Annotated in this window: 19 protein-coding genes and 3 tRNA genes; 17 read left to right on the top strand and 5 right to left on the bottom strand. The window is 62.9% G+C overall.

The annotated features are described in order from the left end of the window. Window positions 1–140: 140 nt before the first annotated feature. From ACFPAH_RS09560 to ACFPAH_RS09600, 9 genes are all read left to right on the top strand, one after another. Window positions 141–1,295: an ATP phosphoribosyltransferase regulatory subunit gene (locus tag ACFPAH_RS09560; RefSeq protein WP_379744096.1), complete on the top strand. Its 1,155-nt coding sequence runs from the start codon at window positions 141–143 to the stop codon at window positions 1,293–1,295. 3 nt (window positions 1,296–1,298) lie between these two features. Next, window positions 1,299–2,615 carry an adenylosuccinate synthase gene (locus ACFPAH_RS09565; protein WP_379744098.1) on the top strand — a complete coding sequence of 439 codons (1,317 nt, stop codon included), beginning with the start codon at window positions 1,299–1,301 and terminating at the stop codon, window positions 2,613–2,615. Window positions 2,616–2,645: 30 nt separating this feature from the next. Then, window positions 2,646–3,185 carry a phosphoribosyltransferase gene (locus ACFPAH_RS09570; RefSeq protein ID WP_379744100.1) on the top strand — a complete coding sequence of 180 codons (540 nt, stop codon included), beginning with the start codon at window positions 2,646–2,648 and terminating at the stop codon, window positions 3,183–3,185. 178 nt (window positions 3,186–3,363) lie between these two features. Continuing rightward, window positions 3,364–3,960 carry a MarC family protein gene (locus ACFPAH_RS09575; protein ID WP_379744102.1) on the top strand — a complete coding sequence of 199 codons (597 nt, stop codon included), beginning with the start codon at window positions 3,364–3,366 and terminating at the stop codon, window positions 3,958–3,960. Window position 3,961: 1 nt separating this feature from the next. Next, entirely contained in the window at window positions 3,962–6,004 is a 2,043-nt protein-coding gene (locus ACFPAH_RS09580) for an ATP-binding protein (protein WP_379744104.1), read from the top strand. Between the two features lie 112 nt (window positions 6,005–6,116). Beyond that, on the top strand, window positions 6,117–6,554 hold the full coding sequence (locus tag ACFPAH_RS09585) for an FKBP-type peptidyl-prolyl cis-trans isomerase (protein ID WP_379744106.1): 438 nt from the start codon (window positions 6,117–6,119) through the stop codon (window positions 6,552–6,554). A gap of 179 nt (window positions 6,555–6,733) precedes the next feature. Then, window positions 6,734–7,813, top strand: a complete 1,080-nt coding sequence (locus ACFPAH_RS09590; protein WP_379744108.1) for a trypsin-like serine protease — start codon at window positions 6,734–6,736, stop codon at window positions 7,811–7,813. A 257-nt stretch (window positions 7,814–8,070) separates the two neighbouring features. Then, window positions 8,071–9,159 (top strand): trypsin-like serine protease, encoded by a 1,089-nt coding sequence (locus ACFPAH_RS09595; RefSeq protein ID WP_379744110.1) that lies wholly within the window; start codon window positions 8,071–8,073, stop codon window positions 9,157–9,159. 133 nt (window positions 9,160–9,292) lie between these two features. Then, a complete protein-coding gene (locus ACFPAH_RS09600; RefSeq protein ID WP_379744112.1) occupies window positions 9,293–9,754 on the top strand; it encodes an RES family NAD+ phosphorylase in 462 nt (153 codons plus the stop codon). Window positions 9,755–9,787: 33 nt separating this feature from the next. On the opposite strand, the gene ACFPAH_RS09605 is transcribed toward ACFPAH_RS09600, so the two are convergent. After that, window positions 9,788–10,081 (bottom strand): hypothetical protein, encoded by a 294-nt coding sequence (locus ACFPAH_RS09605; RefSeq protein WP_379744114.1) that lies wholly within the window; start codon window positions 10,079–10,081, stop codon window positions 9,788–9,790. A 577-nt stretch (window positions 10,082–10,658) separates the two neighbouring features. After that, window positions 10,659–12,764: an excinuclease ABC subunit UvrB gene (uvrB, locus tag ACFPAH_RS09610; RefSeq protein WP_379744116.1), complete on the bottom strand. Its 2,106-nt coding sequence runs from the start codon at window positions 12,762–12,764 to the stop codon at window positions 10,659–10,661. A gap of 105 nt (window positions 12,765–12,869) precedes the next feature. On the opposite strand from uvrB, the gene ACFPAH_RS09615 reads away from it, so the two are divergent. The 5 genes from ACFPAH_RS09615 to ACFPAH_RS09635 all read left to right on the top strand — a co-directional run bounded on the left by ACFPAH_RS09615 (window position 12,870) and on the right by ACFPAH_RS09635 (window position 17,448). Next, window positions 12,870–14,081 carry an aromatic amino acid transaminase gene (locus tag ACFPAH_RS09615; RefSeq protein WP_379744118.1) on the top strand — a complete coding sequence of 404 codons (1,212 nt, stop codon included), beginning with the start codon at window positions 12,870–12,872 and terminating at the stop codon, window positions 14,079–14,081. Window positions 14,082–14,142: 61 nt separating this feature from the next. Beyond that, window positions 14,143–14,218, top strand: a tRNA-Asn gene (locus ACFPAH_RS09620). A 234-nt stretch (window positions 14,219–14,452) separates the two neighbouring features. Further along, window positions 14,453–15,052, top strand: coding sequence for a PEP-CTERM sorting domain-containing protein (locus ACFPAH_RS09625; RefSeq protein WP_379744120.1), 600 nt, complete (start codon window positions 14,453–14,455; stop codon window positions 15,050–15,052). 127 nt (window positions 15,053–15,179) lie between these two features. Next, window positions 15,180–15,255, top strand: a tRNA-Asn gene (locus tag ACFPAH_RS09630). A gap of 216 nt (window positions 15,256–15,471) precedes the next feature. Beyond that, complete coding sequence (locus tag ACFPAH_RS09635; RefSeq protein ID WP_379744122.1) at window positions 15,472–17,448, top strand: tetratricopeptide repeat protein; 1,977 nt, start codon at window positions 15,472–15,474, stop codon at window positions 17,446–17,448. A 237-nt stretch (window positions 17,449–17,685) separates the two neighbouring features. On the opposite strand, the gene purT is transcribed toward ACFPAH_RS09635, so the two are convergent. After that, the gene (purT, locus tag ACFPAH_RS09640) at window positions 17,686–18,897 is read right to left on the bottom strand and encodes a formate-dependent phosphoribosylglycinamide formyltransferase (protein ID WP_379744124.1); all 1,212 of its coding nucleotides are present in this window, start codon (window positions 18,895–18,897) and stop codon (window positions 17,686–17,688) included. A gap of 293 nt (window positions 18,898–19,190) precedes the next feature. Between purT and ACFPAH_RS09645 the strand changes: the two genes are divergently transcribed. Together ACFPAH_RS09645 and ACFPAH_RS09650 are read left to right on the top strand one after the other, a co-directional pair. After that, a complete protein-coding gene (locus ACFPAH_RS09645; RefSeq protein ID WP_379744126.1) occupies window positions 19,191–19,724 on the top strand; it encodes a toll/interleukin-1 receptor domain-containing protein in 534 nt (177 codons plus the stop codon). A gap of 82 nt (window positions 19,725–19,806) precedes the next feature. Then, window positions 19,807–19,882: transfer RNA gene (locus ACFPAH_RS09650), tRNA-Asn, on the top strand. 131 nt (window positions 19,883–20,013) lie between these two features. On the opposite strand, the gene ACFPAH_RS09655 is transcribed toward ACFPAH_RS09650, so the two are convergent. After that, window positions 20,014–20,307 carry an HNH endonuclease signature motif containing protein gene (locus ACFPAH_RS09655; protein ID WP_379744128.1) on the bottom strand — a complete coding sequence of 98 codons (294 nt, stop codon included), beginning with the start codon at window positions 20,305–20,307 and terminating at the stop codon, window positions 20,014–20,016. A gap of 130 nt (window positions 20,308–20,437) precedes the next feature. Here ACFPAH_RS09655 and ACFPAH_RS09660 point away from each other — a divergent pair, with 130 nt between their 5' ends. Next, on the top strand, window positions 20,438–22,153 hold the full coding sequence (locus ACFPAH_RS09660) for a response regulator (protein WP_379744130.1): 1,716 nt from the start codon (window positions 20,438–20,440) through the stop codon (window positions 22,151–22,153). A gap of 111 nt (window positions 22,154–22,264) precedes the next feature. Here ACFPAH_RS09660 and ACFPAH_RS09665 read toward each other — a convergent pair whose 3' ends face one another. After that, window positions 22,265–22,720: a response regulator gene (locus ACFPAH_RS09665; protein ID WP_379744132.1), complete on the bottom strand. Its 456-nt coding sequence runs from the start codon at window positions 22,718–22,720 to the stop codon at window positions 22,265–22,267. Between the last annotated feature and the right edge of the window lie 11 nt (window positions 22,721–22,731).

The raw sequence follows: 22,731 nt of genomic DNA on the forward strand, positions 1-22,731 counted from the left end.
TCAGCCATCCTCCATCATCCACGCCCTGTCCCGTTGCATTTTCAGGTAAAATTGCCGATTCGGCGCGCACTTCGCATACTGCGGGCGCGCCCTGTTGCTTCATTCTTAACAATCCCTCATTTACAACCTAGCTGTCGCCCATGCCGAACTGGCTTTTGCCTGAGAATATCGCCGACGTCTTGCCGTCGGAAGCGCGCAAGATCGAAGACCTGCGCCGCGAGATGCTCGATACCTTCCGTCTGTACGGCTACGAGCTGGTCATGCCGCCGATGCTCGAGTACGTTGAGTCGCTGCTGGCCGGCGCCGGGCAAGATACCGACCTGCGCACCTTCAAGCTGGTCGACCAGCTGTCCGGACGCCTGCTCGGCCTGCGCGCCGACATGACCACGCAAGTGGCGCGCATCGACGCCCACCTGCTGAACCGCGATACCGTCACCCGCCTGTGCTACGCCGGCAGCGTGCTGCATACCCGTCCGTCGGGCCTGCACGCGACCCGCGAACCGATCCAGATCGGCGCCGAGATCTATGGCCATGCCGGCCTCGAGGCCGATGCCGAGATCCAGGAACTGGCGCTCGCTTCGGTGGCAATGGCCGGCTTCCTCGACGTGCGCCTCGACATGGCCCACGTCGGCGTACTGCGCGCGCTGCTGGCGCAAGACCCCGCCGCCCAGCGCGACGAAGCCCAGATCACCGCGCTGCTGCGCGCCAAGGACGTGCCCGGCCTGGCCGAACTGACCCGCCACTACGTGCCCGAGACCCGCGCCGCGCTGCTGGCGCTGCCGAACCTGTACGGCGACGTGGAAGTGCTGGCGCGTGCGAAAGAAGTGCTGCCGGCGCTGCCGGGCATCACGCGCGCCCTGGCCGAGCTGGCTGCGCTGGCCGCCGGCGCCCTCGGCCGCGCCGAGGTGGCGATCGACCTGGCCGACCTGCGCGGCTACCAGTACGAAAGCGGCGCCATGTTCGCGCTCTACGTGCCGGGTCTGCCGAACGCCGTGGCACGCGGCGGGCGCTACGACCATGTGGGCGAAGCCTTCGGACGCGCGCGTCCGGCGACCGGCTTCTCGCTCGACCTGCGCGAGCTGGCCAGGCTGCTGCCGACGGCAGAACGCAAGCACTCGGTGCGCGCCCCGTGGGGCAACGCGCCCGAGCTGCGCGAAAAAATCGCTGACCTGCGCAAGGCAGGCGAAGTCGTGATCCAGTCCATGCCGGGTCACGATAATGTTCAGGACGAGTTCGAGTGCGACCGCGTGCTCGTCCTCGAAGATGGAAATTGGATTCTCAAAAACTTAGGTTAAGTGATGTCAAATACAAACGTGGCAAAGAACGTCGTTGTCATCGGCACCCAGTGGGGCGATGAGGGCAAGGGTAAGATCGTCGACTGGCTGACCGATCACGCAGCGGGCGTCGTCCGTTTCCAGGGCGGCCATAACGCCGGCCATACGCTGGTCATCAACGGTCAGAAGACCGCCTTGCAGCTGATCCCCTCGGGCATCATGCGCGAAGGCGTGGCCTGCTACATCGGCAATGGCGTCGTCGTCTCGGTCCCGGACGTGATGCGCGAGATCGACAAGCTGGCCGCGGCCGGCGTCGAAGTCGTGTCGCGCCTGAAGATTTCGGAAGCCTGCCCGGTCATTCTTCCCTACCACGTCGCCATCGACAAGGCCCGTGAAGCCAAGCGCGGCGAGAACAAGATCGGCACCACCGGCAAGGGCATCGGCCCGGCCTACGAAGACAAGGTGGCGCGCCGCGCGATCCGCATCGCCGACATGCTCAACGAAGAGCGCTTCGCCGAGAAGCTCAAGGAAAACCTCGAGTACCACAACTTCGTGCTCGTGAACTACCTGGGCGGCGAAGCGATCGACTTCCAGAAGACCTTCGACGACGCGATGGCCCTGGTGCCGCGCCTGCGCCCGATGGTCGGCGACGTCTCGACCGCCCTGTACGCCGCCTACGACGCCGGCGGCAGCCTGCTGTTCGAAGGCGCGCAGGGTTCGCTGCTCGACGTCGACCACGGCACCTATCCGTTCGTCACCTCGTCGAACTGCGTGGCCGGCAATGCCGCTGCCGGCGCCGGCGTCGGTCCGGGCATGCTGCACTACATCATGGGCATCACCAAGGCCTACACGACCCGCGTCGGTTCGGGTCCGTTCCCGTCGGAACTGCCGACCGATGCCGGCGTCGGCGAGCACCTGTCGCGCGTGGGCCACGAGTTCGGCACCGTCACCGGCCGCGCCCGCCGCTGCGGCTGGTTCGACGCCGCGCTGCTGCGCCGTTCGGTCCGCATCAATGGCGTGACCGGCATGTGCCTGACCAAGCTCGACGTGCTGGACGGCATCGAATCGCTGAAGCTGTGCACCGGCTACAAGATCGACGGCCGCGAGGTCGACATCTTCCCGGTCGGCGCCGAGGAAGCCGCCGCCTGCGTGCCTGTCTACGAAGAAATGCCGGGCTGGACCGAGTCCACCGTCGGCGCCAAGACAATGGAAGAGCTGCCGGCGAATGCCCGCGCCTACATCCAGCGTATCGAAGAACTGGTCGGTATCCCGGTCGACATGGTATCGACCGGTCCGGACCGCGTGGAGACGATCGTCCTGCGCCATCCGTTTGCGGCCTGAGCAACTCAATAAGAATAGGAATAGCCTGAAATGAACACTCCTGCATCGACCGACAAGGACCTCTGGGTGTCGTGGGACCAGTACAACCGCCTGGTCGAGCGCCTCGCGCTGCAAGTGCATGAATCGAACTGGAAGTTCGACATGGTGCTGTGCCTGGCGCGCGGTGGCGTGCGTCCCGGCGACGTGATCTCGCGCATCTTCGACGTGCCGCTGGCGATCCTGTCGACCAGCTCCTACCGCGAAGAAGCCGGCACCAAGCAGGGCAACCTCGACATCGCCAAGTACATGACGATGACCAAGGGCCCGCTGGCCGGCCGCATCCTGCTGGTCGACGACCTGGCCGATTCCGGCGTCACCCTGCAGAAAGTGCGCGAGCACCTGCAGGCGAATTATCCCGAGGTGAGCGAAGTGCGCTCGGCCGTCATCTGGGTCAAGGGCACCTCGGCCTTCAAGCCGGACTACCACCTGGAAGACCTGCCGCACAACCCGTGGATCCACCAGCCGTTCGAGGACTACGACGGCCTGCGCCCGCACCAGCTGTCGGCCTGGCTGAAGAAGTTCGAGCAGTAATCGCTTGCAGGAAGGCGCCTGCGCAGCCCTGCTGCGCGGGCCCATCGCGGAAAGCAAGGGCCTCGGCGGACAACGCCGAGGCCTTTTTTTCTTTGGAGTCAATACAGCGTCATCCATGCGAATCAGTTAAGATTCCCGCAGCGCTGTATAGGCCAAGAAACTAACAACAAGAACAACCATGACCCAAAGTTTTTTCCAGACATTCATCCTGCTCATCCTCGTCACTGACCCCTTCGGCAACGTCCCCCTGTTTGCCGCCGCCCTGAAAGACACGCCGCTGCAGCGGCGGCCGCGCATCGTCGTGCGCGAATGCGCGATCGCGTTCCTGTTACTGCTGGTATTCATGTTCTTCGGCCAGCACTTCCTGGCCGCGCTGCACCTGAGCCCGGTCGCGCTGCGCATCGGCGGCGCCGTGATCCTCTTGATCATCGCGATCCGCATGATCTTCCCGCACCCGGACGGCGTGCTCGGCCGTAGCGCCGATGGCGAGCCCTTCATCGTGCCGCTTGCCATCCCGGCGCTGGCCGGACCGTCGGCGCTGGCGACCGTGCTGCTGTTCAGTTCCGACTCGCTGTCGGAAACCATGGTCCATGTCGCGGCGCTGGCGGCCGTGGGCGTGGTCTGGCTGGCCGTGTTCCTGAGCGCCGAGCGCCTGCAGCAAAAGCTGGGGCCGCAGGTGATGACGGCCTTCGAGCGCCTGATGGGCCTGATCCTGACGGCGATGTCGGTCGAGATGCTGCTCGGCGGTATCCGCGAATTCGTGAAGACACTCTGACATGAGCGACCCTGGCCCAACATCATCGACGACGGGCGGCAGCGAGGCCGCGCAGTTGGGCTTCCTCAGCGACGGCGGCGAGACCGGCGCCCTGATGCGCGCGCACGACTGGTCGCGCTCGCCGCTTGGCGAGCCGGCCAGCTGGCCGCAGGCGCTGCGCACGGTCGTTTCGCTCATGCTCGGCTCGAAATTCCCGATGTTCTGCGCCTGGGGCAAGGAGCTCGGCTTCCTGTACAACGACCCCTATGTGGAGATCCTGGGCGACAAGCATCCGGCCTCGCTCGGCGCGCGCTTCTACGATATCTGGTCGGAGATCTGGGACGACATCTATCCCTTCATCGAGCGCGCCCTCAAGGGCGAAGCGACCTATGTCGAAAAGCTGCCGCTCTTGATGAATCGCCACGGTTACGACGAACAGACCTGGTTTACCTTCTCGTATTCGCCGGTGCGCGACGATTCCGGGCAGATCGCCGGCATGTATTGCGCCTGCGTCGAAGTCACCGGGCAGGTGCTGGCCGAACGCTACCGCGACCAGGAGAACCAGCGCCTGGTCGACCTGTTCGAACAGGCCCCGGGTATCATCGCCGTGCTGCGTGGCCCCCAACATGTGTTTGAGATCGCAAACAAAAGTTATTGCGAGTTGATCGGACGATTTGACCTGGTCGGCAAGACCGCGCGCGAAGTGCTGCCGGAAGTGGAAGGGCAGGGCTTCTTCGAGCTGCTCGACCAGGTTTACCGGACGGGCGCGCCCTTCGTGGGACACGCGCTGCCGATCGACGTGGTACGCGGTTCCGGAGGCCCCCTCGAGCGCCGTTATCTCGATTTCATCTACCAGCCGATCCGCGATCCCGGCGGCACCGTGGCCGGTATCTTCGTCGAAGGCAGCGACGTCACCGTGCGCAAGCAGGTCGAGGACGATCTGCGCGCCGCCAACCGCCAGAAGGACCAGTTCCTGGCGATGCTGGCCCATGAGCTGCGCAACCCGCTGGCCCCGATCACGACCGCGGCGCACCTGCTGAAACTCGGCCGGCTCGACGCCAAGGCGGTGCGCAACGCCAGCGAGATCATCGCGCGCCAGGCCGAGCACATGACCGACCTGGTGAACGACCTGCTCGACGTGTCGCGCGTGACGCGCGGCCTGGTGACGCTGGAAAAGGAAGAGATCGACGTCAACGCCGTGGTCGCCGGGGCCTTCGAGCAGGTGCGCCCGCTGGTCGAATCGAAACGCCATTCGCTGACGATGCAGCTGTCGGGCGAGCCGGTGCATGTGCTGGGCGACCGCACGCGCCTGGTGCAGGTGCTGTCGAACATCCTCAACAACGCCGCCAAGTACACGCCGCCGGGCGGCCAGATCACGCTCGCCGTCACCGCCTCCGGGGACCAGGTGGCGGTCACCGTTACCGATAACGGGATCGGCATCGAGCCGGACGTATTGCCGTATATTTTCGACCTGTTCACCCAGGCCGAGCGCACGCCGGACCGCTCGCAGGGCGGGCTCGGGATCGGCCTGGCGCTGGTGAAAAGCCTGGTCGCGCTGCACGGCGGCAGCGTCGACGCCCGCAGCGAGGGGCCGGGGCGCGGCAGCCAGTTCGAGATCCGCCTGCCGCGCATCGGCCAAACGGCCGCGCTGGCGGGCGCCGGCAGCGGCGACGATGCCGCCGCGCAGGGGCTGCCGCTGCGCGTGATGGTGGTCGACGACAACCAGGACGCGGCCCACATGCTCGCCACCCTGCTCGAAGTGCAGGGCCATTCCGTCTCGGTCGAATACGACGGCCGCGGCGCCTTGCAGCGGGCGCGGCGCGAACTGCCGCAGGTGATGCTGCTCGATATCGGCCTGCCCGACACCGACGGTTATGCGCTCGCGCGCCAGCTGCGCGCGCTGCCCGAGTTGCGCGGCGCGACCCTGGTCGCCCTGACCGGCTACGGCCAGAACGAGGACCGCCGGCTGGCGCAAGAGGCCGGCTTCGACCATCACCTCGTCAAGCCGGCCGACCTCGACCAGGTGGCGCAGATCCTGGCGTCGAGCCAGCGCAACCCTCGCTGAGCTTGTGCGAATTGTCCGAGTAAGGAATACTGCGCGCACAGCCGTATTAATGCCAGCGTGCAATCTGATCGGCTGATCGCATCGAGCCGCTCATTCTTCCAAAGGTAAAACCATGAAAACGACACTCTCCGCCTTCGGCCTGGCCCTGTTCCTGAGCGCCGCCGCTGCCGGCGCCGCGCCGGCCGAGCCTGCCAAAGCAGCGGCCGCTGCGCCACAAGTCCAGAAAATCGACACCGTCGCCGGCAAGGGCAAGGAAGCGATTGCCGGCAAGACCGTCACCGTTCACTACACGGGCTGGCTGTACGCGCCGAAGGCGCCGCAAGGGCGCGGCGCGCGCTTCGATTCCTCGGTCGGCACGGCGCCGTTTACCTTCCCGCTCGGCGCGGGCGCCGTCATCCCGGGCTGGGACCAGGGCGTGGCCGGCATGAAAGTAGGCGGCAAGCGCACCTTGATCATCCCGTCGCCCCTCGGCTATGGCGCGCGCGGCGCCGGCCCGATTCCGCCGAACGCCAACCTGATCTTCGAAGTGGAATTGCTGGACGTCAAATAAACATTTGTCACAGAAATTTTTTGTGTCGGTAACATTTACACTTTGAAATTCTGACCGTTTGTTAACTACCTAACATATTGAATCGACGAACTATTTTCCGTTTGGCATGGTTATTGCTGAGTGTCCAGTGCACGGGGGAGGGGCCACCGTGAAGAGACACTCACAAAAAAGGAAAACAAATGCTGAACTGGAAACTGTCGTCGAAATACGTCGCAGGTAGTGTGGTTGCAGCCGGACTGGCATTCGGCATGGGCACGGCCCAGGCATCCGTTGCCCGCATGCCGAATACGATCGTCACCCCGGCAATCACCTCGGGTGCGCTGCCCGACACCCCGGGCGCGCACGTGGACCCGAACGTCCCGAGTTCCAAGTACTCGGGCGTGGTCAGCATCAACATCCGTTACGACGGCCAGTCCTTCATCTGCTCCGGCGCCATGATCGCAAAGCGCTCGGTGATGACCGCCGGCCACTGCGTCGACACGGCCGGCAACGGCACCTACGTCGACCTGAAGAAGGCCGGCACCGACGTGCGCGTGGTCTTCAACAGCAACGGCAACATCAATGCCCTGATCAACGCGACCAAGGTCGACGTCCACCAGGGGTACCAGGGCTTTAACAACTGCCCCGACGGCAGCCGCGGCTGCGTCAACGACGACGTCGCCGTGCTGACCCTGGCGCAGGATGCACCGGCCAGCGCCAAGATCTACAAGGTCGCCGTCAATCCGCTCAATACCGGCACCCACATCACGATGGCCGGCTATGGCACCTCGGGCGACGGCACCCTCGGCTACTACGTGTCGCCAAGCTTCACCATCAAGCGTACCGGCGAAAACGTCATCGACCTGTTCGACCTCGACGACGAACAGGACTTCGCCGCCGGCAAGAAGGAAGTCTATTACGCCGACTTCGACGGCGCCGGTAAAGACACCTTCTGCGACCTGTTCGGCGTGTGCACCGAGATCCTGCCGAACGACCGCGAGTCGGGTATCGGCGGCGGCGATTCGGGCGGCCCATCCTTCGTCAACATGTACGGCCAGATGATGATCGTTGCCAACAACACCTTCAGCGGCCGCTTCGAGGGCCAGACCCCGGGCACCTTCGGCACCTACTTCGGCGGCATGCTGATGAGCGGCTACGGCGACTTCCTGCACAACGCCACCAACGGCCGCGTGACGTTGGTGCCGGAGCCGGCCAGCATCGCCTTGCTGGGCCTGGGCGCCCTGATGATCGGTGGCATGCGCCGCCGCAAGCAGAAGTAAGCCACGAAGCTTTATTCTGCATGAAGCAAAAACGGCCTGCGGGCCGTTTTTGTTTCATGCCACAAGCCGGCCTGGCAAGCCGGCTTTCTGTCGATAATTCTTACAGCATCGAAATTCTTTCCTCGAGAAAATTTTGTAAGTACTTGAATGTAAGCATTATTTTCCATGTGGCACAGCTATTGCTTATCTGCATTTGCTCGGGCGCGGTTGGCCCGTGAAGAGAGACATTCACACCATAAAAAGTAAAAGGAAAAGAAATGCTGAATCGGAATCTGTCGTTGAAACAAATCGCCGGTGGCGTCATTGCAGCCGGCCTGATGTTCGGCATGGGCTCGGCCCACGCATCGGTCGCCCGCATGGAGGGCTCGATCGTTACGCCAACGATTACCTCGGGCGCTCTGCCCGACACGCCGGGCGCGCACGTCGACCCGAACGTCGCGAGTTCCAAGTACTCGGGCGTGGTCAGCATCAACATCCGTTACGACGGCCAGTCCTTCATCTGCTCCGGCGCCATGATCGCGAAGCGCTCGGTGATGACCGCCGGCCACTGCGTCGACACCGCCGGCAACGGCACCTACGTCGACCTGAAGAAGCCCGGCACCGACGTGCGCGTGATCTTCAACAACAACGGCGCGAAGTACGATCTGATCGCTGCTACCAAGGTGGACGTGCATGCAGGCTACCAGGGCTTCAACAACTGCCCGGACGGCACCCGTGGTTGCGTCAATGACGACGTCGCCGTGCTGACCCTGGCAGCAGACGCCCCGGCCAGCGCCAAGATCTACAAGGTTGCCGTCAATCCGCTGAGCGAAGGCACCCACATCACGATGGCCGGCTACGGCACCTCGGGCGACGGTACCCGCGGCTACTACATCAGCCCAAGCTTCTTCACCAAGCGCACCGGCGAGAACGTCATCGACCTGTTCGACCTCGACGACGAGCAAGGTTTCGCTGCAGGCAAGAAGGAAGTCTATTACGCCGACTTCGACGGCGCCGGCCGCGATACCTTCTGCACCTATTTCGGCGTCTGCACCGACATCCTGCCGAACGACCGCGAGTCGGGCATCGGCGGCGGCGATTCGGGCGGCCCATCCTTCGTCAACATGTACGGTGAGCTGATGATCGTTGCCAACAACACCTTCAGCGGCCGCTTCACCAGCCTGGGCTATGCCGAAGGCTCGTTCGGCACCTACTTCGGCGGCATGCTGATGAGCGGTTACGGCGACTTCCTGCACACCGCCACCGACGGCCGCGTGTCGCTGGTTCCGGAACCGACCAGCATCGCACTGCTGGGCCTGGGCGCACTGATGATCGGTGGCGCGCGCCGCCGCAAGCAGCAGAAGTAATCCTTCCGCACGTAACAAAAAAAACGGCCTGCGGGCCGTTTTTTTCGTTGATGGCGGGCAGATGCGAGCCGTGCGCGGCCGTGACGGGGCGCCATGTATGCTGGTGCCATCGACATTCACGACGTGGAGCCACATGCGAGCCTGGAGAATTGCAATCGAAAAAGCGGCGCTCGACCGCAGCTGCGCAGGCGCCCGCGCCAGCGGCGGCCACTGGCACAGCGAGGGCCAGCCGGCCCTGTACGCCGCCATGACGGTGGAGCTGGCCGTACTGGAAAAGTTCGTGCATACCGAAGAGGTCGACGAAGAGCGCCTGGTACTGGTCGCCATCGACCTGCCCGACGATCCTACGCTCGGCCTCGACCTGGACCACGCCGACTTGCCGGTGGGCTGGGACGATCTCGACGATGGCGGCAGCGCCACCGCCTTCGGCACCGCCTTCCTCAAGAAACGCGAATACCTGTACATGCGGGTGCCGTCGGTGATCGTGAGCGAGGGCGTCAACCTCGTCATCAATCCGGCCCACCATGCGTACGACCAGGTCGAATTAAGTATTGCGCGGACCTTCAGGTTCGATCCGCGGATGTTCAAGCGCTAAAGCCGCACAGCTTGGGAAATTCGCGATGGCCTGTTAAAGACCGCTGGCGAAAGCAGATATCCAGATAAGAAGTCCTGCGGAAATGAACGATATGAGCAAACGAGCGAAAAATGCTTTCGTGAAAATGCCGATTTTTCGTTTTGGTATATCTTCCGGTAAAAAATAGGTCGATACATTTGTCGAAAATATAATACCAAAAAGTAGAAGAGGAGATAGACTTATTTTGTTTGGAAACACAATCGGTATCAGAACCGTACTTGCTGAGATTGTCAGGCCGAGGATGATCCAATCCAAAGCTTGGCGTTTATTTTCATGATTGCTTATCATGAGTCCTCCACCAACATGTTAGAAGAGTAAACGCCTACCTCTACGGGTAGGCGCCGAGCTTATCTCAAGCACACGTTACACGGCCAGTCTATACGTCACGTAAGCGATTCCACCAAAAATAATTGCACCTCCGACCATCCCAGCGATACCAAGAACGACACCGCGTAATGCTCCCATTCCCGCGGCACGTGCAATAGCCGAACCGGCGCTCTACCCGCCCATCCCGCCGGCGACAGCCCCTGCCGCACTGGCGTCCCCCCTGTCGGCTCCGGAAACCATAGAAATCTCATCCATAGTCAAAACTTGCATAATGTTCTCCTGAGCGTTAGTTAAACACTTGTTTCCTATGTGCAACCATGTTAGTCAGAAGAAAATTTTAAAGTCTTAACTATCCGCAAATACTCGTCTGCTGAGCTCATTTGCGCAGCTCGAAATTTCTTTTCGAAAGGAGTCGCAGTCCCGAGATCTTGATGAATACCAAGAGGCGAAGCGTTCGCATCCAAGGATGCTGAAAATTGGGATTAATCAAGGTATTTTGATGAGCCGATCATCCCATGGATCGGACAAAGCAGCCTGGCTATTTCCCCAACATCGACACCACGTTGTCCGCCCCCGGCGCCCCGAAGGCCTGCTGCTTGAGGATGTGCAGCTGGTCGCGCACCTGCGCCGCCTTTTCGAACTCGAGGTTCTTGGCGTGGTCGACCATGAGTTTTTCGAGGCGCTTGATCTCCTTGCCGATCTGCTTCTCGCTCATCGCCTCGATCTTGGCCGTGGCGGCCGCGTCTTCCAGGTTCTGGGCGCCCTCGAGCATCGCCTTCTGCGCCGCATTGCTGTAGACGCCGTCGATCAGTTCCTTGATCTTCTTTTGCACGCCGACCGGGGTGATGCCGTTGGCCTCGTTGAAGGCGATCTGCTTGGCGCGGCGGCGTTCGGTTTCGTCGATCGCGCGGCGCATCGAATCGGTCACGTGGTCGGCGTACAGGATGGCAACGCCGTTCAGGTTGCGCGCGGCGCGGCCGATGGTCTGGATCAGCGAGCGCTCGGAACGCAGGAAGCCTTCCTTGTCGGCATCGAGCACGGCCACCAGCGACACTTCCGGCAAGTCCAGGCCCTCGCGCAGCAGGTTAATGCCGATCAGGACGTCGAAGGTGCCCAGGCGCAGGTCGCGCAGGATCTCGACCCGCTCGACGGTTTCGATGTCGCTGTGCAGGTAACGCACCTTGATGCCGTGGTCGGATAGATATTCCGTCAGCTGCTCGGCCATGCGCTTGGTCAGGGTGGTGATCAGGACGCGCTCGTTCTTCGCGATGCGGTCGTTGATCTCGCTCATCACGTCGTCGACCTGCGACAGGGCAGGGCGCACGATGATCACCGGGTCGACCAGGCCGGTCGGGCGCACCACCTGCTCGACCACGTTGTCGGCATGCGCTTTTTCGTATTCCGCGGGCGTGGCCGACACAAAAATCGTCTGGCGCATCTTGCCTTCGAATTCCTCGAATTTCAGCGGGCGGTTGTCCAGCGCCGAAGGCAGGCGGAAGCCGTAGTCGACGAGATTCGTCTTGCGCGAGCGGTCGCCGTTGTACATGGCGGACAATTGGCCGACCAGCACGTGCGACTCGTCCATGAACATCAGCGCGTCCTTCGGCAGGTAGTCGACCAGGGTCGGCGGCGGTTCGCCCGGCATCGCGCCCGACAGGTGGCGCGAGTAGTTCTCGATGCCCTTCGTGAAGCCGATCTCGGCCATCATTTCCAGGTCGAAGCGGGTGCGCTGTTCCAGGCGCTGCTCTTCGATCAATTTGTTTTGCTGGCGGAATTCCTCGAGCCTGTCTTTCAGCTCGGCCTTGATCGACTCGATCGCGCGCAGGACGGTAGAACGCGGGGTCACGTAGTGCGAGCCCGGGTACACCGTAAAACGCGGAATCTTCTGGCGCACGCGGCCCGTCAGCGGGTCGAACAATTGCAGCGACTCGATCTCGTCGTCGAACATCTCGACCCGGATCGCCAGTTCGGCGTGCTCGGCCGGGAAGATGTCGATCGTGTCGCCGCGCACGCGGAAGGTGCCGCGGCTGAAGTCCATCTCGTTGCGCGAGTATTGCATCTGGATCAGGCGCGCGATGATGTCGCGCTGGGCCACCTTGTCCTTGTGGCGCAGCGTCAGGATCATCTTGTGGTATTCGTTCGGGTTACCGATACCGTAGATCGCCGAGACGGTGGCGACGATGATGACGTCGCGCCGCTCCATCAGCGACTTGGTGCAGGACAAGCGCATCTGCTCGATGTGCTCGTTGATCGACGAGTCCTTTTCGATGAACAGGTCGCGTTGCGGCACATAGGCTTCCGGCTGGTAGTAGTCGTAATAGGAGACGAAATACTCGACCGCGTTCTGCGGGAAAAATTCGCGGAACTCCGCATACAGCTGGGCAGCGAGCGTCTTGTTCGGGGCGAACACGATCGCCGGACGGCCGGCGCGGGCGATCACGTTCGCCATCGTGTAGGTCTTGCCGGAACCGGTCACGCCGAGCAGGGTCTGGTACATCAGCCCGTCTTCGATACCTTCGACCAGGCCGTCGATCGCGGTCGGCTGGTCGCCGGCCGGAGGGAAGGGCTGGTGCAGCTTGAAAGGCGAGTTCGGGAAAGTGATCACAGTCGGTTCCGGACCGGTTGCGATGGATACATCAGCCATGTTTCGAGACCTTTGCTAGAATAGGAGTTCGTTTGCGGCACTGCAGCAACGTGTCGCTTGTCCATACAACCGCTGCGAACCCACCGACAAAATCAGTTTATCACGATGACTTCCACCGCCTCCGCCAGCCTCTTCGGCGCCATCGACATGGCCCCACGCGACCCGATTCTGGGCATTACCGAAGCATTCAACGCCGATACCAACCCGGCCAAGATCAACCTGGGGGTGGGCGTCTATTACGACGACAACGGCAAAGTGCCTTTGCTGCAGTGCGTTCAAAAGGCGGAAGCGAAGTTGATGGAGCAGTTGTCGCCACGCACCTATCTGCCCATCGAGGGCCTGGCAGCGTACGACAAAGCCGTGCAAGAGCTCGTATTTGGGGCCGGCAGCGCCGTAATTCAAGAGAAGCGCGCAGTCACCGTGCAGGCCATCGGCGGCACCGGCGCGCTGAAGATCGGCGCCGATTTCCTCAAGCGCTTCTCGCCCGATTCGCAGGTCTTCATCAGCGATCCGAGCTGGGAAAACCACCGCGCCCTGTTCGAAAGCGCCGGCTTCGTCGTCAACCATTACACCTATTACGATCCCGCCACCCACGGCGTGGATTTCGACGGGCTGATGGCGTCGCTGCGCAAGATGGATGCGGGGGCTATCGTCGTGCTGCATGCCTGCTGCCATAACCCGACCGGCGCCGACCTGACCCAGCAGCAGTGGGGCCAGGTGATCGAAGCGGTCAAGGCCGGCGGCCTGATTCCCTTCCTCGACATGGCCTACCAGGGCTTCGGCAGCGGCATCGCCGAGGACGGCGCCGTGGTCGCCCGCTTCGTCGAGGCCGGCGGTCCGCTGCTGGTGTCGAACTCGTTCTCGAAATCGTTCTCGCTGTATGGCGAGCGCGTCGGCGCGCTGTCGGTCGTCGCATCGAGCAGCGAGGAAGCGGCGCGCCTGCTGTCGCAACTGAAACGCGTGGTGCGCACCAATTACTCGAACCCGCCGCTGCATGGCGGCAAGGTCGTTGCCACCGTGCTGTCCACGCCCGAGCTGCGCCAGCTGTGGGAAGAGGAGCTGGCCGGCATGCGCGTGCGCATCAAGGAAATGCGCGAAGCGCTGGTGCAGAAGCTGGCCGACAAGGCGCCTGGCCGCGACTTCGGTTTCGTGCGCGAGCAGGTCGGCATGTTCTCGTATTCGGGCTTGACCAAGGAGCAAGTGGGCAAGCTGCGCGACGAATCGATCTATGCCGTCGACACCGGCCGTATCTGCGTCGCCGCGCTGAACTCGAAAAACATCGATCTCGTCGTTGACGCGATTGCCAAAGTCCTCTAAAATCTTGGCTCTTCGCGCTTGAAGTCATCTTGAGGCAAGCGAGTACGAAGAGCAACACTATTCCCTGATAGCTCAGTCGGTAGAGCGACGGACTGTTAATCCGCAGGTCCCTGGTTCGAGTCCAGGTCGGGGAGCCAGAATTGAGAAAAGGGCCGCGTGCAAATGCGGCCCTTTTTGCATTGCGCGCGCGGATGTTGTCGTGGTTGTCGACAATATTTACAGCCCTAAGCTGGCGACCGCTATCCCTTCGCAACAAGTTGTTGATCAAAAAGCATATTTGCTTTTTGGCATGGTAATTGCTTATCTGTAAATGTTTCGCCCGGTGCCAGGCGCCGGGAACATAAACCAGAAAGCCTCCTGAAAGGATTACCATGATCAAGCACACCGCTTCCCGCACAGGCCTTCGCATCGCCGTTGCCGCCTTGCTCGCCAGTGCAGCCCTGGCGGCCGCGCCAGGCGCCAGCGCCGGCGTCCTGAACTGGACGCTGGCAGGGCCGGGCACTGTCTCGACCGAACACAGCGACGACACCGTCAAGCTGAACTACAACCTGTCCGGCTGGGAGGTGTATTCGCCCCAGACCTGGACCGCGAGCGCGGTTGCCGACAAGGCGGGCGAGTACAGCGTCCTGTGGAACTACAGCGGTTTCCACGCCTATTTCAACGTGACGGCCCGGCTCGCCGCCGACTCGCCCAGCGGCACCGACTGGCTGGTCAATGCCGGCCCGGCCAATTGCTGCAGCACGCCGTCGGGCGGTTTTACTTATACGGGGGCATACACCTTTACCAACGTGCAGGCGGGTGACCTGCTGCGCTTTCACTTCGGTGGAAGCAACAGCGATTCCGACGCGCGCATGTTCGGTTCGCTCTTGCTGACCCAGCAGCAGAACGACGTGCCGGAACCGGCATCGCTCGCGCTGCTCGGCCTGGGCCTGGCCGGCGTCGCCGCCGCGCGCCGCGCCCGCAAAGCCTGATTCCCGGAAAGACGCACGTGGCCGCATCGACGATGCGGCCTTTTTTCGTTCTGTGGACGCGCCCGGCGCGAACTTGCGTGCGGGGCCTTGCGCAATACTGTCGAGCGGTTATAATGCCAACCTCAATTCCCTGATAGCTCAGTCGGTAGAGCGACGGACTGTTAATCCGCAGGTCCCTGGTTCGAGTCCAGGTCGGGGAGCCAGAATTGTGAAAGCCACGTCGGTTGACGTGGCTTTTTTTTTGCGTTTTTCCGGCCGGGAGCACCAATGCGTGTCACCCCGCTCGCCGATAGCGACCGACTTCGCTGGCCCTCGGTTTTCCTGCTGGCGCCTAGCCGTGTAATACTTGATAATCGGCATGATTGTCCGACTTTGTTACCCTGGCTTTCCGCGTGGGCGAAAAAAACGAGAACGAATACATGACCAAGGCATCCCCTGACGCGTTACCCTCCTTCGATGTGAGTGATCCGGACATCCGGGATAAGCTGAGGCAACATATCGACGGGCTTCTCGCCGCAAACGATGGCGGGGCGATGTTTACATTCGCGCGGCGATGCCAGCGCGGCGAATTCGGGGATCCGGACTTCGCCATGATCCGCAGCTTGTACGAGCGCGAAGTCGAATTGGGAAGCAAGGCGGCGATGTTCAATCTGGCCTTGATGTATAGGCGTGGCGAATGCGCCGGTGTCGATGCCGAGAAAGCGAACATTGCGGCGAAAGGCTTATATGAGCAAGCGGCCGCGAAGGGCCACCATAACGCCATGCTCAACCTGGGGGCCATGTATCGTCGAGGCGATGGCGTACCCCAGGATCATGCGAAAGCTTTCGCCCTGTTCGAGGCTGCGGCAGCGAAAGGCAATACTTCTGCGCTGTTCAATCTTGGGCAAATGTATGGACGGGGGGATCTTGGGAGCCCCGACCTCGTCAACGCAAAGCGTTGTTTTGAAAAGGCGTCGGAGGATGAGCATGCGGCTTCCATGTTCAATCTGGCGCTCATTTACGCAGATGAAGCGGCCGACGAGGAGACCCTCGCCCGGGTCAAAGACCTGTATGAGCGCGCTGCCGCTAAAAACCATGCGGACTCGATGTATAACCTCGCCCTCATGTATTACGTGGGTGAGTTCGGTGAGCTCGATCGGTCACAGGCGGCCGCCTGGCTCGAAAAAGCAGCCGGGCTAAGGGATGCTGACGCGATGTTTGTGTTGGCCAAAATGCATAAATTCGACGAGTTTCCGGGCTCCGATGAGCAGAAAGCGCTGGCGCTTTTTTCCGCTGCGGCCGAGTTGGGGCATCCGGAGGCGCCGTCCTTCCTGCCCAACCCGATGATCGCGGCTGTTCTGGCCTCGCTTGAAGCCGAGAAAGTAGAGGCGGAGCTCAGGGCGAAAGCCGCCGTCGCTCTGGAGAATCTCGAAGAAAGGTTTTTCGACCTTCGGAGCAAACATTTGATCCAGGAGCCGGTGACGCTTGCGCATTTCACGACCTGGTCCGCGATCGAGAGCCTGTTGAGCCTGGAACCCGGCAAGGATGGTCGGAACTGCTTGCGCCAGTACCTGGTCGACTACATGAACGATCCGTCCGAGGGGCGGCGGCTGTTGAATTTTTGTGAGCTCGAATCAAGTGCGGAGTTTCCAGACGCTCGCGCAGCCAGTGAACTTCTGCGCGAGCTGTTCGACACCCAGTATTTCGGATCGTTTGCACGGCACAACAGCACCGCGCATCTATTGCCCTCGGTGTTTACCGTCTCGCTCACGCAAGAATCCGACCGTCTCGACCTGTGGCGGGCATATGGCAGGGATGGCGAGGGCTACTGCCTTGTCCTTCCTATTCCGGACAGGGAAAGGTCTGTCGTTCACGTCCGGAACCGGGATTCTTCCAAGGTTTTCCTGCCGGAGCAGTCGGCGACCGACGAGGAAGATGCAGAAGGGCAGCTGCTCGGCAAGATCGTCGTGGAGCCTCCCTTGCTGTATTGGATAAAGTATCAGGACGAAGACGTCGTCGAGCTGCTAGAAGAATTGATGGAACCGCTATCGGCTGTGCTGGAGCTGCAAGCCGCGGTATCCCCGCCCGTCTGGGACCGCATTGCTTCGTGTGCCACGGCGATCTTGCTCGAGCTGCTTTATCTGTTCAAGGATGAGCAGTATTCGACCGAGAAGGAGGCGCGGGCATTGACGGTGATGCGACTGGATAACCCGAAGATCCGGATCGACGAGAGGAAGCCTGGCTGCTTGTATTGCGAAACGCCTGCTTTCCTGTTTGGCGCGCCGCAGTCCGAAGTCATCCTGGGCCCCAAGGTAGACAAACCGACCGCCGCGTTGTGGAATATCCGTTATCGCCTGACCCAATTGGGCTTCGATGGCAACACCGTCGTGAAACGTTCGCGCGTTCCCTACAGGTAGCTCAGTCGGTAGAGCGACGAACTGTTAATCCGCAGGTCCCTGGTTCGCCTCCAGGTCGGGGTGTCAGAATATTGAGAAGGCCGCGTGCGCACGCGGCCTTTTTTGTTTTGCACCCTCGCGTATAGCGTGAACTCCGTTCACGGGGTGGCGCCTGCATGCCGCAAGCGGTGCAACGACGTGCAGGCGAAAAAAATGGCGTCGCGATGGCGCCATGTCGGGAGGCGGGCGGCCAGCCCGTCAGCGGCCCGGCACCGGCTTCACGCAAGCCGCGGCGGCCAGCGCCCGCTCGCGCGCCGTGCCGATGTTGCGCGCCGTCGCCAGCGCCACGCCCATGCGCCGGCGCGTGAAGGATTCCGGCTTGCCGAACAGGCGGATATCGGTCTCGGGCACCGCCAGCGCCTCGGCCACGCCTTCGAACGCGATGCCGGCGGCGTCGATTGCGCCGTAGATGACGGCGGACGCGCCGGGCGTGCGCAGGGCCGTATTCACCGGCAGGCCCAGCACGGCTTTCGCGTGCAGCTCGAATTCGCTTTGCACCTGGGTCGCCATCGTCACCATGCCGGTGTCGTGCGGGCGTGGGCTGACTTCCGAGAACCAGACCATGTCGCCCTTCACGAACAGTTCGACGCCGAACACGCCCAGGCCGCCCAGGTTGGCGGTGACCTTTTCCGCGATCTCGCGCGAGCGTTCCAGGGCCAGCGGCGCCATCGGATGCGGCTGCCACGACTCGACATAGTCGCCCTGCACCTGCTTGTGGCCGATCGGCTCGCAAAAGCCGGTCGTCACGGTGCCATCCGCCGCGCGCGAGCGGACGGTGAGCAGGGTGATCTCGTAGTCGAAGTCGATGAAGCCTTCGGCGATCACGCGGCCGGCGTCGACCCGGCCGCCTGCCGCGGCAGCATCCCAGGCGGCGCGTACGTCGGCCGCGCTGTCGAGTTTCGACTGTCCCTTGCCCGAGGACGACATGACCGGCTTCACCACGCAGGGGAAGCCGACCGCGGCGCAGGCTTCCTCCAGCTCGGCCAGGCTGCTGGCGAAGCGGTAGGGCGAGGTGGCCAGGCCGAGTTCCTCGGCGGCGAGGCGGCGGATGCCTTCGCGGTTCATGGTGAGCTGGGCCGCGCGCGCGGTCGGGATGCAGGCGATGCGGCCGGCCGCTTCGAGCGCGGCCAGCGTGTCGGTGGCGATGGCCTCGATTTCCGGAATCACGAGGTCGGGCCGTTCGCGCTCGATCAGCGCGGCCAGTGCGGCACCGTCGGTCATGTCGATCACGTGAAAGCGGTGCGCCACCTGGTGGCCCGGCGCGTTCGGGTAGCGGTCGACCGCAATGACCTCGACGCCGAGACGTTGCAGGGAAATGATGACTTCCTTGCCGAGCTCGCCGGAGCCGAGCAGCATCACGCGGGTGGCCGATGGGGAGAGGGGAGTGCCGAGAGTGCGGGGTATGGTCATGGTCGTATGCGGGAATCGCGCGTGGTAAGGACGGGTGCCGCGACTATAACAAAGCCGCGCCGGGAAGGTGCGGGACCGCAAAAAACGCTAGCGACAGGGCAGAGCCGGCTTGTATAGCGAGCTCGTCTGTTGACGCAGCTCAGGCGTTTGCCGATTGCCCTTTTTCTCATGGATTTTTCCTCCGGCCACAAACTCTAACTTTGTAACACATCAGCCTGCCGCGACCATGGTGGTCCGGGTGGTTGGTGCGCCTGGCTGGAGTACGAGCTAATCGACACGAAAGAGAGGCAGTCATGACCAAGAATCCGACAGGTTTCCTCAGCTACGCACGCGGCGACGATGTGCACGAGGACGGTCGTCTGACGGAGTTCCGCAGGCGCTTGAGCAGTGAGCTCACCCTGCAAACGGGAGCGCGCGCCGACATCTTCCAGGATACCAGCGACATCGCCTGGGGGCAGGATTGGGAGCAGCGGATCGGCGGCTGCATCGACAGCGCCTCCTTTCTTGTTTGTATGATCACCCCGAGTTTCTTCGGGAGCGAGGCATGTCGCCGGGAAGTGCTGCGCTTTGCCCTGCGCGAGCAAGCCCTGGGGCGTACCGACCTGATCCTGCCGGTGTACTACATCCATTGTCCAGCGCTGGGCGACGAGGCGAGGTGCCGGGACGATCCGGTGCTGCGCCTGATCGGCGCGCGCAACTACGTGGACTGGCGCAGCCTGCGCTTCGAGTCGCACCGTTCGCCGCGCTCGAAGAAGATGTTTGCCCGGCTGGCGGGCGATATCCGCAAGGGCTTCGACCCGACAGTGGGCGCAATCCTGCAGCCCTGACGCGGCCTTGGCGGCCCCTGCATTGAAATTTTCGTACGGGACTCGCCAAACCGCGTTCGGCCCGCTATAATGTTGCCTCAATTCCCTGATAGCTCAGTCGGTAGAGCGACGGACTGTTAATCCGCAGGTCCCTGGTTCGAGTCCAGGTCGGGGAGCCAGAATAAGGAAGGGCCGCGTCGATGACGTGGCCCTTTTTGTTTTCGGGCGAGGTAATTGGTTCGTAGGGTGTAGGGTGGACTCCCGAGTCCACGGCTTGCACGTTGAGCAGTGGTGGACTCGGGAGTCCACCCTACGAGCGGCGCTTCTTGTCGTTCGAGGTGTAGGTGCGGGTATAGAAGTCGGACGGTTTCCTTGCGACCCAGTCGATGAAGGCGCGGATCTCCTCGTGGCCGCGCAGCGCCTCCCAGGTATGGTAGCTACGCAGCAGTTCGCGCTCGGTGAACGCCGAGTGGATCTTGCGGTGACAGATCTTGTGGATCGGGAACTGCTCCTTGCCCTTGAAGCGCTTCGGCACAAGGTGATGGCGGTCGATGTTGACCGTTCCCAGTGCCCGTCCGCACAGCGGACAGCATGCGTCCTGCATAGCCTGGCCTCGATAATGTCGCGTCCCCATGAAGGTGGTGGCGCAGGGCTGCCGTCACAAGGGCCGGGTTCGCGCGCGCCTGGATGTGTGTGTATCGTAGATACATGGTGTAGAATCAACGCTTCACAAAATGCAACATGGCCTCGTTGTTATTGTTAAATGGGGTCTCGACACGATGATCGAAGACGATTCCAGTACCTGCTCGATCCTGCTGATCGATGACGAGCCATTTGCACAACAAATCATCGAGCACGGGCTGAAAACCTGCGTCAAGCATGTGTTGCGCTACGAGTCGGATGCGGCCCGTGCCGTCAGCCTGGCGGCGGAGCTGAACGTCACCGTGGTGCTGGTCGACCTGCGCATGCCCGACCTCGACGGATTCGAATTCACGCGCCGCATGCGCGCCCGTCCCGATACCGAACACATCCCCATCGTCATGCTGTCGTCGGAAGACGACCCCGAGATCAAGGCGATGGCGTTTGCCGCCGGCGCCAACGACTACATGGTCAAGTGGCCGGATCCGCGCGAGCTCGTCGCGCGCGTCCAGTACCACAGCGCCGCCTGCGTTGCCCGGCGCGAGCGCGATGCCGCCTTTGCCTCGCTGCGCGTGAGCCGGGAGCAGCTGGCGGCGAGCGAATCGGCGCTGCACCAGGCGCAGAAGATGGAGGCGATCGGCCAGTTGACCGGCGGCGTCGCCCACGACTTCAACAACGTGCTGCAGATCATCGGCGGCAACCTGCAACTGCTGAAACTCGTCGGCGGCCTGAACGATGCCTCGCGCAACCGCGTCGAGATGGCGCTGGCCGGCGTCGAGCGCGGCGCCAAGCTGTCGGCCCACCTGCTCGCGTTCGCGCGGCGCCAGCCGCTGCAGTCGGTGGTGCTCAATCCCGGCCACCTGCTGCGCGAGATGGACGACATGATGCGCCGCGTGCTGGGCCCGAACGCGCGCATCGTCACCGATATCGACCCCTCGCTGTGGAGCACGGTCGCCGACCCCAACCAGCTCAATAACGTGTTGCTGAACCTGGCCATCAACGCGCGCGACGCGATGGGCGGCAACGGCACGCTGCTGATCCGCGCCAGCAATGCCTCGAGCCGCGCCCAGGGGGCCGGCATGGCCCTGCCGCCTGCCGTGCCGGGAGGCGACTATGTGATGATCGAAGTGGCCGACACCGGCCGCGGCATGGCGCCCGAGATCCTGCAGCGCGCTTTCGAACCCTTCTTCACGACCAAGCCGGTCGGGCAGGGCACCGGGCTCGGCCTGTCGATGGCGTATGGCTTCGTCAAACAGACCGGCGGCGAAATCGTGCTCGAGAGCGAACCCGGCCGCGGCACCAGCGTGCGCATCTTCCTGCCGCGCAGCAGCACCGAGGCGCAGGAGCCGGACAAGGCGCTTGACGCCCCGCTGTACGGCGGGCTGGAGACGATCCTGGTGGTGGAAGACGAAGAAGACGTGCGCAGCGCAACCTGCGCGATCCTGTCCGCGCTCGGCTACCAGGTGCTCGAAGCCTGCGACGCCGCGAGCGCCATCGCCCTCATCGAAAGCGGCCGCCACATCGACCTGGTGTTTTCCGACGTGATCATGCCGGGGCCGGTGAGCAGCCTGCAACTCGGCGAGGCGGTGCGCCAGCACCTGCCCGACGCCCAGATCCTGTATACCTCGGGCTATGCGGAAGGGGTCCTGGCGCACGAGGGCAAGGTCAGCGCCTCGGTGCACCTGTTGCAGAAGCCGTATCACCCGGACGCGCTCAGCGCGCGCATCCGCCACCTGCTGCGGCGCAAGAAGGGTAGCGCCGCCGGCGACGCACAGCGCGCCGCGGCACCTAGCCAACAAGGGGTTTCGTAGGGTGGGCTCTGCCCACGCGGTACGGCGCCTGCGAATCAGCCGGCTTGCAACACCGGTGCCTCTGCGCTCGGGGTGCGACCGCGCGGGCTCGAGAGCCCACCCTGCATCCAATCAGGCCGGCGGCACGTAACGGTGCGAGCCCGGCGGCGGCTCGTTGAGCACCGCCCAGAAAATCCCGAGGTCGGCGATCGCGCGCACGAATTCCTTGAAATCGACCGGCTTGACGACATAGGCGTTCACGCCCAGTTCGTAGCTGCGCACCAGGTCCTGCTCCTCTTTCGAGGAGGTCAGCATCACCACCGGCATTGCCTTCAGGTGCGCGGTGGCGCGGATCGTGGCCAGCACCTCGAGCCCGTCCACCTTCGGCAGCTTCAGGTCGAGCAGGGTGACGGCCGGGTTGCCTTCGTCGCGCGCGGCAAATTCGCCGCGCCGCAGCAGGTAATCGAGCGCCTCGGCGCCGTCGCGCACGACCACGACTTCGTTGGCGAGCTGGCTTTTCGCCAGCGCCACCAGGGTCAGTTCGAGATCGTGCGGATTATCTTCGACGAGCAGAATGGGTTTTAACATGGTTGTGGTCC

This window comes from Massilia sp. GCM10023247, from assembly GCF_042653325.1.
Taxonomy (GTDB): Bacteria; Pseudomonadota; Gammaproteobacteria; order Burkholderiales; family Burkholderiaceae_D; genus Telluria.

What these genes read in the sequence shown, in the direction of transcription:
- ACFPAH_RS09595 (WP_379744110.1), top strand. Translation starts at nt 8,071, where the DNA reads ATGCTGAATCGGAATCTGTCGTTGAAACAAATCGCCGGTGGCGTCATT.
- uvrB (WP_379744116.1), bottom strand. Translation starts at nt 12,764, where the DNA reads ATGGCTGATGTATCCATCGCAACCGGTCCGGAACCGACTGTGATCACT.
- ACFPAH_RS09615 (WP_379744118.1), top strand. Translation starts at nt 12,870, where the DNA reads ATGACTTCCACCGCCTCCGCCAGCCTCTTCGGCGCCATCGACATGGCC.
- ACFPAH_RS09645 (WP_379744126.1), top strand. Translation starts at nt 19,191, where the DNA reads ATGACCAAGAATCCGACAGGTTTCCTCAGCTACGCACGCGGCGACGAT.
- ACFPAH_RS09605 (WP_379744114.1), bottom strand. Translation starts at nt 10,081, where the DNA reads ATGATAAGCAATCATGAAAATAAACGCCAAGCTTTGGATTGGATCATC.
- ACFPAH_RS09655 (WP_379744128.1), bottom strand. Translation starts at nt 20,307, where the DNA reads ATGCAGGACGCATGCTGTCCGCTGTGCGGACGGGCACTGGGAACGGTC.
- ACFPAH_RS09590 (WP_379744108.1), top strand. Translation starts at nt 6,734, where the DNA reads ATGCTGAACTGGAAACTGTCGTCGAAATACGTCGCAGGTAGTGTGGTT.
- ACFPAH_RS09585 (WP_379744106.1), top strand. Translation starts at nt 6,117, where the DNA reads ATGAAAACGACACTCTCCGCCTTCGGCCTGGCCCTGTTCCTGAGCGCC.
- ACFPAH_RS09665 (WP_379744132.1), bottom strand. Translation starts at nt 22,720, where the DNA reads ATGTTAAAACCCATTCTGCTCGTCGAAGATAATCCGCACGATCTCGAA.
- ACFPAH_RS09575 (WP_379744102.1), top strand. Translation starts at nt 3,364, where the DNA reads ATGACCCAAAGTTTTTTCCAGACATTCATCCTGCTCATCCTCGTCACT.
- ACFPAH_RS09600 (WP_379744112.1), top strand. Translation starts at nt 9,293, where the DNA reads ATGCGAGCCTGGAGAATTGCAATCGAAAAAGCGGCGCTCGACCGCAGC.
- ACFPAH_RS09570 (WP_379744100.1), top strand. Translation starts at nt 2,646, where the DNA reads ATGAACACTCCTGCATCGACCGACAAGGACCTCTGGGTGTCGTGGGAC.
- ACFPAH_RS09625 (WP_379744120.1), top strand. Translation starts at nt 14,453, where the DNA reads ATGATCAAGCACACCGCTTCCCGCACAGGCCTTCGCATCGCCGTTGCC.
- ACFPAH_RS09660 (WP_379744130.1), top strand. Translation starts at nt 20,438, where the DNA reads ATGCAACATGGCCTCGTTGTTATTGTTAAATGGGGTCTCGACACGATG.
- ACFPAH_RS09560 (WP_379744096.1), top strand. Translation starts at nt 141, where the DNA reads ATGCCGAACTGGCTTTTGCCTGAGAATATCGCCGACGTCTTGCCGTCG.
- ACFPAH_RS09580 (WP_379744104.1), top strand. Translation starts at nt 3,962, where the DNA reads ATGAGCGACCCTGGCCCAACATCATCGACGACGGGCGGCAGCGAGGCC.
- ACFPAH_RS09565 (WP_379744098.1), top strand. Translation starts at nt 1,299, where the DNA reads ATGTCAAATACAAACGTGGCAAAGAACGTCGTTGTCATCGGCACCCAG.
- ACFPAH_RS09635 (WP_379744122.1), top strand. Translation starts at nt 15,472, where the DNA reads ATGACCAAGGCATCCCCTGACGCGTTACCCTCCTTCGATGTGAGTGAT.
- purT (WP_379744124.1), bottom strand. Translation starts at nt 18,897, where the DNA reads ATGACCATACCCCGCACTCTCGGCACTCCCCTCTCCCCATCGGCCACC.